Annotated in this window: 8 protein-coding genes; 6 read left to right on the top strand and 2 right to left on the bottom strand. The window is 40.3% G+C overall.

Translation table 11 applies throughout. The features are described 5' to 3' along the window. Positions 1-137: 137 nt before the first annotated feature. Together AC2IOM_RS21470 and AC2IOM_RS21475 are read left to right on the top strand one after the other, a co-directional pair. On the top strand, positions 138-950 hold the full coding sequence (locus AC2IOM_RS21470) for a substrate-binding periplasmic protein (RefSeq protein WP_486360128.1): 813 nt from the start codon (positions 138-140) through the stop codon (positions 948-950). A 140-nt stretch (positions 951-1,090) separates the two neighbouring features. Then, a complete protein-coding gene (locus tag AC2IOM_RS21475; protein WP_486360129.1) occupies positions 1,091-1,387 on the top strand; it encodes an antibiotic biosynthesis monooxygenase family protein in 297 nt (98 codons plus the stop codon). 140 nt (positions 1,388-1,527) lie between these two features. Here AC2IOM_RS21475 and AC2IOM_RS21480 read toward each other — a convergent pair whose 3' ends face one another. Further along, complete coding sequence (locus AC2IOM_RS21480; protein ID WP_486360130.1) at positions 1,528-3,492, bottom strand: methyl-accepting chemotaxis protein; 1,965 nt, start codon at positions 3,490-3,492, stop codon at positions 1,528-1,530. A 140-nt stretch (positions 3,493-3,632) separates the two neighbouring features. After that, positions 3,633-4,865, bottom strand: a complete 1,233-nt coding sequence (locus AC2IOM_RS21485; protein WP_486360131.1) for a glycosyltransferase — start codon at positions 4,863-4,865, stop codon at positions 3,633-3,635. A 229-nt stretch (positions 4,866-5,094) separates the two neighbouring features. Between AC2IOM_RS21485 and AC2IOM_RS21490 the strand changes: the two genes are divergently transcribed. The 4 genes from AC2IOM_RS21490 (at position 5,095) to AC2IOM_RS21505 (ending at position 12,375) form a co-directional block, all read left to right on the top strand. Beyond that, complete coding sequence (locus AC2IOM_RS21490) at positions 5,095-7,500, top strand: alpha/beta hydrolase family protein (protein WP_486360132.1); 2,406 nt, start codon at positions 5,095-5,097, stop codon at positions 7,498-7,500. Positions 7,501-7,645: 145 nt separating this feature from the next. Further along, positions 7,646-9,586 (top strand): methyl-accepting chemotaxis protein, encoded by a 1,941-nt coding sequence (locus AC2IOM_RS21495; protein ID WP_486360133.1) that lies wholly within the window; start codon positions 7,646-7,648, stop codon positions 9,584-9,586. Between the two features lie 325 nt (positions 9,587-9,911). Beyond that, positions 9,912-11,858 carry a methyl-accepting chemotaxis protein gene (locus AC2IOM_RS21500; RefSeq protein ID WP_486360134.1) on the top strand — a complete coding sequence of 649 codons (1,947 nt, stop codon included), beginning with the start codon at positions 9,912-9,914 and terminating at the stop codon, positions 11,856-11,858. A 160-nt stretch (positions 11,859-12,018) separates the two neighbouring features. Beyond that, the gene (locus AC2IOM_RS21505) at positions 12,019-12,375 is read left to right on the top strand and encodes a ribosome recycling factor family protein (protein WP_486360135.1); all 357 of its coding nucleotides are present in this window, start codon (positions 12,019-12,021) and stop codon (positions 12,373-12,375) included. The last annotated feature ends 313 nt before the right edge of the window (positions 12,376-12,688 follow it).

Genomic DNA, 12,688 nt, shown 5'->3' on the forward strand with positions numbered 1-12,688 from the left:
ACAAGGCTGATTGTTATGGAATGACGTGCTTTAATGAGTGTAACTAATTGGTTAGGTATGGCCTATTAGTATTGTTTGCCAACGTATTAATGTGCAAATAGTATGGTGTGGTATGAAAAGGATATTGAGGTGTAAACGTGAACTGGATAGTCAAACTTGTCGTTATAACTGTATTTTTAAGTAATTTAGTGCAGGCGTATGAGAATGTAACAGTCACTATTTATACGGAACACTTTCCGCCTTATAACTTTCGAGAAGGCGACAAAATCAAAGGCATTAATCATGATATTGTTGCCCGTGCATGCGAAGTCGCAGGTATAAAGTGCAAATTTAAAATGTATCCTTGGCAGCGTGCTATGGCATTGTCATTATCAAAACGTTTTGCTGGGCTGGTTTCGACCTCCCGATTACCGGACCGTGAAGCTCATTTTCAATGGGTTGGGCCATTAGTCTCGAGTCCCGCATGTTTTTACAAGTTAGCTCATCGGAGCGACATTAGCATTGCGTCAAAACAACAGCTTAACCATTACACAGTGGGCTTAAACAAAGGCGATGTTTATGAATACGTGCTGCAAAATTGGGGCATGCAAGAAAACGTTAATTACGTTATTTACTCAGAAAAATTTGGCGAAGTTGACGCGTTTAAAAAAGGGAAGTTAGATTTATTTATTGCATCCGCCAATACACTTCAATACCACATAGACAGCGATAGACTCGCATTGCACGAAGTTGAACCTGTATTCGTAATAAGCGATGAGGCATTACTTGGCAATTATTTAGCGCTTAATTTGGCAATGCCAATTGAAATAGTCGAGAAACTACAAAATGCGCTGGTTGAATTAAATCAAAGTAACGAAATTCAGTTAATTAAAAAGCGTTATATTCCGACAGCCCAAAGTGTGATTTCAGAATCAGAACTATCGTTAGCCAAACGCTGTATTTATGGTTAGTTTTTTACGTAAAGTTATCAATTTAGTAATCGTGATTTTGCTAACGTCGTAAATCGTCTTCACCTTTGTAAAATCACATATCTAGTTTTCATACCAGAATCTGACGCAACACGTCATCGGCATTATTTTAAGGGAATAATATGTTTAGAGTGGTATACGAATGGAAAGTGCCAGTAGCGCAGCAACAAGCATTTCAAACAATTTGGCGTACAACAACCGAAACGATTCATAGCACTGTAGAGGGGGCACTTGGTAGTTTTATGCTACGTTCAAGTGATAGTCCTGAAAAAATACTCACAGTTGCTAAGTGGCATTCACGCGAACATTGGCAACGATTTTGGGGTAATTGTAACCCCTATCAAATGCAACAGATGCGAGCTATAGCCGAGCGCATTTCGGTTGAAACATTTGATGAATTAGAAGATAGAAGCAAGTGATGAGTATTACTTAGCACTGATTTTAAGCCAATAAAGCCAAGCGTAATGGTTATATGCTTAAAACTGTATTGGAATAAGTGCCCAGGTTTTCAAAAGCGGATCACTTTCAAAAACTTGGGCACTTAAATTATTAACTCAGTTTAGCTAAGTTTAAATTTAGACCCGATCACATTTAATTCATCGGTAAGCGTTTTTAGCTGTAAACTGGCGTCAGCAATGAGTTCTGCGCCTGCGGCGTTTTCAAGTGCTGCATTGTTTATTGCGGTAATGCTTTGGGTTATTTCTTCAGCGGCAATACTTTGTTGTGCAGCCGCCGTTGCAATTGCTTCGGTATTTTGCGTCATCATATCCATATCAGCTAAAACATCGTGCATGGTTGCTTCACTGTTTTTAGCCTTTTCAAATGTGGTATTAGCAAGCTCGGTACTTTGCTCTATCGCAGTAACGGCACATTGCGTATCTGATTGTAATTCGTAAATTATTTTCTCAATATTGGTAGTAGACTGTTGCGTTTTGAACGCCAGTTGTCTAACTTCATCTGCCACCACCGCAAAGCCGCGGCCTTGTTCGCCGGCGCGGGCTGCTTCAATTGCGGCGTTTAGCGCAAGTAAGTTGGTTTGCTCAGTAACGCTTTGAATCACTTCAAGCACCGAGTTTATGCCAATACTTTTTCGTTCTACTTGATTAATAACACTGTTAGCTTGGTTTAACGACGTTTCTAACTGTTCGATTGCACTGAGTGCCTCATGAATATCACGGTTCGCCTCTTTGCTTTTAAGGCTTGCCAGCTGTGTTTGTTCAGAGCAATCTTTAGCGTTATTTGCCACTTCTTCGATGGTAATGGTCATTTCGTGCATTGCAGCTGATACGCGTTCAATACTAACGTGTTGTTCCTCTAAGCTTGATTTGGCTTGAATACTGGTTGAGCTTGTTTGCGACGCCATGCCCGTTAGTTGTTGGCTTGAAGAGATAATTGAACTAATAATGCTATGTAAACTTTGGTTCATTTTTTTCATTGAGTTAAGTAAACCAAAGGTGTACTGATTGCCAAATTGGTGTGTTAAATCACCATCAGCGATTTTCATCGCCAGTTTATGAATGTCTTTTGGTTCGCCACCAATTGGTTTTAAAATTGAGCGGGTAATAAGTAGTGCAGTAACAACAATACACACTAAGCTAAACAGCGAAATTATTAAAATCGATGATTTTAATGTTGCGGTTGCAGCAAAGGCCTCGGCGGCATCAATTTCTGATATAAGTACCCAGTTTATATCGCCAAAGTTGATTGGCATATATGCCGATAAGACAGCGTTGTCATTATAGTCTTGAATAATTTCGGTATTACTGATGCCACTTAGTCCTTTGGTTACAGCAAGCGTGCTTACGCCATTATCGGTAATATTACCAGCGAAACTCGCTTTAACGCTGCGGCCAACGGGGTCTAAAAATGAGTCAGAGCGCATGCGATGATCTTGCCCAACAATATACGACTCACCAGTTTCACCCATACCTTCGCGTTGCTGCATTAACGTGTTTATTTTGGTGATTGATAGTTGTAACGCAATCACACCTTTAATTTCGCCGTTTTGTCTAATTGGCTGTGCGATAAAAGCAGCGGGCTCATTGTTACTCGGTGCGTAGGCCGAAAAATCGATAATATTAAAGCTCTGGTTTAGCATTGTTTTGTTAAACAGGATTGCTAAGCCAGATTGCGCATAAGGGCCATCAAGCAAATTTGTTTGATAGTCTGATTCTTTTGCAACGCTGTAAAAAATATCACCATTTAAATCAATTAAGAATAAATCGTAATACTGATTGGTTTCGATAAAGCGCTTAAAGTAGTCTTGCTTTTGCTCAGCTAATTCTGCGTTTGTTACATCATCCATGTTGGTCCATGACGATGCTATTAACGATAATTCGGCTTGGCTTTGGGCAAAGTAATTACGTATTTCCGTCGCTTTGATATTTTTGATTGACGTTAATTGATTAAATGCTTGTTGTTCAAGTGCATTATTAGAAATTGTAATTGCGATAAGAGTAATAATAAACACTGGCACTAAGGCCAGTGCTAAAAACGAAAATAAAAGTTTTTGCTTAAGATTCATACGGTTTGAAACGATTTAGAGTAAAGTAAGTACAATATGTTACATTGTAATATAACTGTCATATAATGAGAATTGTTACTCTTTGTAAATAAGCAATAATGTTAAATTATTAATAATGCTCTTTTTATGTATATCGTTTTTTATTCGTCGTTATGTCGTGATTTGTTTTTTTCAGTGATCCATTGCGACATATATTTTGTGCTCGCATGCATATGATGTTTAAGCATTTGTCCGGTAAAGTTATTCAAACGATGTTGTTCTAAATCATTACGTAGAGAATTGATTTTTTCAATTAAGTCGCAAGCTAGCGGTTCTTTAGCAAATTTTTCAATCAGCTTGTTATGGCACAAAGATGATTTTTGTTGCCACAGTGCACTATTTGAATATAAATTTACGGCATCAGTAACAATATTTTCAGCGTGCTCACTCACAAGACCGGGCCAGTTTTCACTGTCGAACATGCCTTCTATGCCAATTGGTGTTGTGATAGAGGGGGTTTGACACACCATGGCATCTAAAAACTTTCCTTTTATACCAGCACCAAAACGCAGTGGACTTAACATCACTTTGGCATTCTTTATTACTTCATAGGCGTCATCGCACCACCCTTTTACAATAAAACCGGTTTTTTCATTAGAAATAGCAGTGGCTTTTGGAGGTGGATACGAACCATAAATATGCAGTTCCGCGGTTGGGAGTTGTTTACGGATCTGTGGCCAAATCTGCTGCAAAAATAACACACTATTCCAGTTTGGTGCGTGGCGAAAATTACCTATGGTGACAAAGTGCTGGCGCTCTTGAAAGCTTGGGTTCTCTGACAACTTATCGGTATCAAACATAAAGGGCAGATGATGCAATAAACTTGGCTCAAGCTTATATTGTGCTTGCAACAAGTTCATTTCATAGTCTGAAATAATAAGTGATAAATCACAGCGTAGAATGGCTGCAATTTCACGCTTTGCCAGATCAGATGACCAGTCTTGTGCTGTTAATGGGCGTCCCGCTTTGTGTGCTAAATGGCGTGCGTTTCTAACGCTCTGTAAATCTTCTGTATCAAGAATTTTCAACGCGTTAGGGCAGTATGTATCGACACGCCAGCCAAATTGTTCTTCCATCATAAAGCGGTCAAACATCACAATATCTGGGTTAAGTGCCGCAATATAGTCATTGAAACTGTCGCAATTTAGGGTAATTTCAGCGCTTGAAACATGAATGCTGTTAAGGTCAAACATATGCGGCGTTTTTTGCGCAGGTGAGGCAAATTCTACCTGCCAGCCTTGCTCTAAAAATGTGTGCATAATCGACAAAATATGGCTGCCTGCAGCTGATGATTTAGGTTCCGGCCACACATAACCAATAACAAGAACTTTCACGGTGTTTCTCAACAAAAATATAATCGGCGCATTTTATCGTAAATTTAACGCAATTGCTTGAGTAAGCTAATTATAATCAATAGTCTTGAAGTCGTTTTACGATTCAAATGATTGAATGGTAATCAATTAAAATAAAAAGTAAGGAAGGGAAGGCTAACGTAGGCTGCAAAATTAAGCTTATATCACTTCTCGTTTGCTTGAATAATAAAATCACTACCAAGGAACAGTAATGAAACTACTTAAATTATTGGTTGTTGCTGGTGTGTTTTGTGGTTCGTTTGCTCATGCTAATGAGCAAGATAGCTATCAAACACCAAGTAAAGCATTAGCCGATTTAGTTGATGCGAAACTAGCGCCAACAACGCGATTATCGCCCGATAATCAATGGATGGCGTTTTTGGAGCGTCAACGTATTGCAACACTGCAAGAGCTTGCTAAACCAGAACTTAAACTTGCCGGCATTAAGTTAAACCCTAAAAACTTTTCGCGAGCGCGACCTCGTTCAAAGTATCTGTCTATTACGTTTAAACACTTAGAAAATGGCCAAAACTTTACGGTTAAAGGCCTGCCAGAAGGACGTATTTTATCACCGTCGTGGTCACCTGACAGTCAACATCTTGCATTTTTTATTGAGCAAGCGCATACGGCACAGTTATACCTTTTTAATATTTCAGAGCGCCGTTTGATCGCTGTTGATAACGCACCGCTTAATTCGGTAATTACGTCACGCCCCTATACCTGGTTACCCAATAGTGAAGGATTATTAATTAACCTTGCCGCGAATGCTAATAACCAAGCCCCGTCAGCAGAAAATGCGTCGATTGTACCCGTTATATCACAAACAAGTGGCGAAAAAGCACCAGTACGTACATACCAAAATTTACTGCAAACACCACACGATAAGGCACTTTTCTCGTTTTATGGCTTGGGCCAGTTAGCTAAAGTGTCGCTTAGCGGTAATGTTACAAAGCTGGCAAAGCCGGGCATTATTCGCTCTTTTGTACCTTCGCCTAACAGTGACTACATTTTGCTTGGGCAAATAGAAGCACCGTTTTCTTATTTAGTGCCGTATTCACGTTTTGCAACCAATTGGCAAGTAATTGATACAAAAGGAAAGCCTGTAGCAAGTGTTGAAAAACAAACGCTTGCCGAAAATATTCCGCAAGGTTTTGACAGTGTAAGAACAGATCGCCGCAGTTTTTCATGGCGTGCCGATAAACCAGCAACGCTAGTATGGGCACAGGCGCAAGATAACGGCTCAATGAAAACTGACGTGCCGTTTCATGACTTCGTTTATAGTTGGAAAGCACCGTTTAACAGTGAACCAAAGCTATTTGCAAAAGTTGAACGCCGTTTTGCTGGCATTGAATGGGCGAATGATAATGTTGCAATGTTGAGTGATTGGCGCTTTAGCGACAGAAAAATTCGCACTCAAATTATCAATCCAGAAAACCCAAACGGTCCGCGCGTACTGTTTAATGAACGCTCTTACAACGACGCGTATAACGACCCAGGCAACTTTGTTTACGAACAAACTGAGTTTGGTACGCGCGCGGTGAAAGTTGTTGGCGAGCGCTACATGATGCTAACTGGTACTGGCGCATCAGACAAAGGCAATATTCCGTTTTTAGATCGGTTTGATATTAAAACAGCGTCGTCAAAGCGTGTTTGGCAAAGCGAAGCGCCATACTATGAACGTGTGCGTGCAGTGCTTGATGACGCAGGTGAAAAACTGATTACACTTCGTGAATCTAAAACAGAACAACCGAATTTTTACATTCGTGATTTAAAACAAAATACGCTTACGCAATTTACCGAATTTGCTCACCCTTACCCAGACTTTAAAAACATTAAAAAAGAGCAAATTAGCTATACCCGTGATGATGGTGTGGCATTGAGTGGCACTTTGTATTTACCTGCAGATTACAAAGGTGGCAAGGTGCCTGTGTTGATGTGGGCTTACCCGCTTGAATACAAAGATAAAGCAGTTGCATCGCAAGTACGTGATTCACCATATGAATTCACCTATATTGGCTATTGGGGACCGATGCCATATTTAGCAAAAGGCATTGCGGTATTTGATGATCCGAAAATGCCGATTGTCGGTGTTGATGGCAGTGAGCCTAATGATACTTTTAGAACGCAATTAGTGAGCAGTGCACAGGCTGCGGTTGATGCGCTGGTTGAAAAAGGCGTAGCCGATGAATCACGCATAGCCATTGCGGGTCACTCGTATGGTGCATTTATGGTAGCGAATTTGTTAGCGCACAGTGATCTATTCAAAACCGGTATTGCGCGAAGTGGCGCATATAATCGTACATTAACGCCGTTTGGTTTCCAGGGTGAAGAACGTGATTTTTGGCAGGGGCAAGCCGTATATTCAGCAATGTCACCGTTTTTCCATGCCGAAAAAATTAATGAGCCAATGTTAATGATCCACGGTAAAGACGACCCAAATTCTGGTACTTATCCAATGCAGTCTGAGCGTATGTATAATGCGCTTAAAGGCTTAGGTAAAGAAGCAAGATTGGTAATGTTACCGTACGAAGGCCATGGCTACCGTGCGAGAGAGAGCATTTTGCATGTGCTTTGGGAGCAAGAGCAATGGCTTGAGCAACATTTATTGAGTAAATAGACTCAATAGCGCTTAGCAAATGTGCAAATCGCCAGCATTCGTGCTGGCGATTTTTATTGTTATTTTGGCAATATTTCGTTTTAAAACATATAACATTGATAATTTTGGTCTATGCTTTTTATACCCAAAACCAAAATAACAATTCATGAAGCTTTCAGATATCAGTATTCGCAATGCACTTATTGCCACCATCACACTTGCACTTGTTTTAAGTACACTTTTCTCAACGCTTTTTAGCAGTAATCAGTTTAATTCTGTGTTCGATGAGTTTAACGAGCAGGAATATTTTCCGGCCTTACTTGGCAAAGTAGAAGCCAGTATTCGTGCTGAACTTAATACGCCCATCGCATTATCGAAAGCACTGGCGCAAAATGACTTTTTAATTGATTGGGCGTTAAAAGGCGAAAAAAGTGATGAGTGGCCACGCATTCAACAGTATTTTGCCAATGTTAAAAACACCAACGACGCAGCCGTTGTGTTTTGGGTATCGCAGCAAAGCTTAAACTACTATCAAAACGATGGCATTTTAAAAACGCTATCTGCAAGTAGTGATCGCGACAGTTGGTTTTTTCAGTTTATGCGCTCGTCAAATACCCAACAAGTGGCTGTTGATGTAGACGAGCAGTCAAAACGCTTAACCGCCTTTATTAATGTAAAAGTGAACGCTAATGGGCAAGATTTAGGTCTCACTGGTCTAGGTTACGACATCAGTAAAATTATCGACATTGTAAACCAGAATAAAATTGGTAAAACAGGATATGTATTTTTATTGCGCCCAGATGGCAAAATTGCTGCACACCCAAACCAAGCGTTTGTGGGTAAAGATTATCAAGCTATCAACAAATACTCACCATTATCAGCGCTACTGTCTCAATCAGCTTCACAGCAAACGCAATTAGAAAAAATTAAACTTGATAACGAAACCTATTTTGCAGCTACGCAAAATTTAGAAGACATCGGTTGGCAGTTGGTTGCATTGATGCCAACCAGTGAAATGAGCAGCAAAATATCCAAAGCGATGATGTTAACAATTGCAGTGAATAGCGTAATCGCGGGTGTGTTTATTGTGCTTATGGTGTGGATTGCTAATCGCGTGTCGCGCAGTATTGCAAGTATTGGTAGCAAACTGCTTGAAATGGGTAATCAAGGCGGCGATTTAACCATGCGTTTGGATGATTCACGTCAAGATGAACTCGGTGACTTAGCGCGAGGGTTTAATGCGGTTATTGCTAACAATCAAAAAATGGTGATTAAACTTAAAGACATCGAATTGCAAATGGCGCAAGACATTCAAGCCCTTGTCGACTCGTTCGATCAAGTGACGAGCCTTTCATCAAATCAAGATGCATTAAGTGAACAAGTGGCATCGGCTATTACTGAAATGGGCACTACGGTTTCTGAGGTGTCAAACCTTGCACTTGATACTGCTAACACCAGCGAAGACGCCGTAAGTGATACTAAACAAAGTATCGAACAAATGCAGTCAAGTACATTGGCGATGAACCAGTTAACGCAGGTTATGGGCGAAGCGTATCAAAATATTCAAGAACTTGCAGGGCAGGCAGAGTCGATTAATTCAATTGTTGATGTGATTAACGCTATTTCAGAACAAACTAATTTACTCGCACTTAATGCCGCAATTGAAGCCGCGCGAGCAGGTGAGCAAGGACGTGGATTTGCGGTGGTTGCTGACGAAGTAAGAACGCTTGCGAGTAAAACGCAAAGCTCGACGCAAGAAATTCGCGGGCAAATTGATCAATTTCAACGTTCAACCGAAATTGTGCTCAATGCCATGGCACAAGGCAATGAAACCACCAGTAAAGTAAGTGAAACATCGGCTCAGTCGGCAGAAATTTTAACCACGATTGACCGCAGTATTACCGCGGTAAAAGATATGAACCAGCAAATCGCCACAGCGACTGAAGAGCAAAACGTGGTGGTGCAACATATTAACGAGTCGGCAGTACAAATTGCTGATTTATCGAAGCAGTTCAACGATATAGCGGTTGCAGATCAACAGCAGCTAAAACGCTTAAATCACTTAGCAAGTGAGCTGTCATCGCTCATTTCAGAATTTACTGTATAACGTAAAAATAAACGGGCTGCCCTCTGGTGTTGTTTGATAAGGGCAGCGATTTCTGGCTCTTTATCTATATCAATTCATTCAATTGTGAAGGGTGTGTAAAGGTTATTATTGTATTAACCGCCGTCAACTTTGTTGATGTCAGATAACCTTAAAATTAAACTATTGCTTTGTTTGTACGTTACTTATTCGGTGTGATACGCAATCAGATTGTTGCGTAAATTAACATTAACTGCTCGAAATCTTGTACCAATTATAATAAACTTCAAACCTATTTGCCTGGCAATTGATGCCAAGTGTTACTAATTATCAAACAGATAGCAGTAGTATGATAAAACGTCTCAATATCAGTATTCGCAATGCGCTAATTCTTACCATTACGTTTGCATTAGTGTTAAGCACCTTGTTGTCCACGCTATTTAGCAGTGCGCAATTTAACCGCGTTTTCGAACAATTTAACGATCAAGCATATTTTCCTGCTTTGCTGGGTAAAGTTGAAGCAAGTATTCGTGCAGAACTAAACACCCCACTTGCACTAGCGAAAGGCATGGAACAAAACAGCTTTTTGATGAAATGGGTTGAAGAAGGTGAAAACGCAGAGCAATGGCCTGAAATTCAAGATTACTTCGAGCATATAAAAATTGAAAACAATGCGGCGGTCGTCTTTTTAGTATCAAGTGTGACAGGCAAGTACTACCAAAATGATGGCATTTTAAAAACCATTTCAACAACCGATCCGCGAGATGCATGGTTTTATGCCTTTATGCAAAAGCCAATTGAGCAACAACTTGCGGTAGCGGTTCACCAAGAAACGAAAAAACTGATTGCTTATACGAACGTTAAAGTTCACTTGAACGGTAAAGACTATGGTTTAACGGGCCTTGGCTACGATATTAGCCGTATTACCGATATCATTAAAAGCAATAAAATTGGTGAAGCTGGCTATGTATTTTTGATTAAGGATGATAACACCTTTGCAGCACACCCCAATGAACAATTAGTTGGTTCTGATTTTAATAAAATTGAAAAATACCAACCACTTAAACAGCTTATCAATCAATCTAAACAGCTTGAAAGTGCGCAAATCGACACCCTTGACCTAATGGGTGAACAGCATTACGTGGCAAGCCAGTCACTTGAAGGTACGGGTTTAACGTTAGTGGCGCTATTACCTAGTGCCGAACTGAGTGACCAAATTACTAGCGCGCTATTTAAAACTGTGGCAGTAAGTTTGGTGATTGCGATTGGTTTTATCGTTGTGATGGTGTTGTTGGCCAATCGTATTTCGAAAAATATCTCAGGTATTTCCGATAAATTACTCGCCATGGCGCAGCAAGATGGTGATTTAACGGTACGACTTGATGATAGTCGACATGATGAATTGGGTACTTTAGCTAAAGGCTTTAATGCGGTGATTGAAAATAATCAACGTATGGTCACACGCCTTAAAGATATTGAAACTCAGCTTGCAAACGATATTCAGGTACTGGTTAAATCGTTCGAACGAGTGACCGGTTTGGCGTTCCAACAAGACGGTTTAAGTGAGCAAGTAGCCTCTGCCATTACCGAAATGGGCACAACAGTGGCAGAAGTATCGCACCTTGCCCTTGATACAGCGAAAAGTAGCGAACACGCAGTAGATAACACTAAGCAAAGCATTAGCCAAGTTGAATCAAATGCCAGTGCAATGAAAGCATTAACGGGCGTAATCGAAAAAGCGCATCAGGACATTCAACAATTGGCGAACCAAGCGGAATCAATTAACTCGATTGTTGATGTGATCAATGCAATTTCAGAGCAAACAAACTTGCTTGCGCTTAATGCCGCAATTGAAGCGGCGCGTGCTGGAGAGCAGGGGCGTGGCTTTGCGGTGGTCGCTGATGAAGTGCGAACATTAGCAAGCAAAACACAAGGTTCAACCCAGCAAATTCGCAGTCAAATTGAGCAGTTTCAACAATCAACCGAAACCGTACTGTCGGCAATGGCACAGGGTTTTGAAACGACAAAAGCAGTGAGTGAAAGCTCGGTTGAATCAAGCCAAACGCTTAACTTAATTGATGCGCGTATCACAGAAGTAAAAGACATGAACCAGCAAATTGCCACTGCGACAGAAGAACAAAATCATGTGGTTCAACACATTAATGAGTCGGCAGTAGAAATCGCCGATTTATCTCGCCAGTTCCATGGCATCGCAATGAAAGATACCGAGCAATTAAAGCAATTGAATGCACTGTCACATGAGCTATCTGAATTGATATCACGCTTTAAAGTGTGATATCAATTTATGTAACCTGTGAATCTTTCTAACAAGCTAAGTAATTTGCTAACAATGCGTAAAATTTACTGTGTAGAATTACTACATAAATAAAACGTTACCTTGTTAGCATTTTTTTAGCTTGTTAACACTAAGGTGTTTTCAAATCCCAACCGTTAGCATGCTTGAAATTCAATTAAACAGTTTTGTACGACGTATCGCCCGAGCGAATGAGTTAAAAGCGCTGATTAAGGCTTCTGGCGCAAAATTAACGCGAAAAGGGCGGTCTCGGAACTGGCAGCTGCAAGGCGATTGGCCTCAGTTTGCGCTAATTATTGAATTGGCAGAAACGCAAAACGAACCGAGCTGGTTGTGGGTGATTACCCAACTAAAAAGTGTAAAGCCAAAGGCAAGTGCAAGTGAGCTAATTGAGATTGTAAGGCAAAACCCAACGATTACCCTTACACAATTAATGGCAAAAACCGATTGCACCCTGATTGAAGGAAGACAAGCACTCGAAAGCTTAGCATTTGATTAAATGTAGTAGCTCATATTTGAGCTTGCAGTTTCGATAAATAGGTTTGAACTTCACCTGACAGACCGCCAGGAGCAAAAAGTGGTCGTTGCTAAAGAAGCAGCAAATATGCCTATTTCATTTCTTAATAATTATTTCCTCCTTAATAATATTAACAGGCAATTTGCCTGTTTTTTGCAACTTATAAAATGTTAATTTTCAATTAACTATCTGACTAGTAACAACTAATTATTAGTGTTATAAATTACTTTAGAATGTAAACAGGCGATGTTGCGGTAGAAAAAGAGGCAACTTGCCTCTTAATAAACTGTTATGC

The organism is Pseudoalteromonas sp. NS-SX12, from assembly GCF_057367955.1.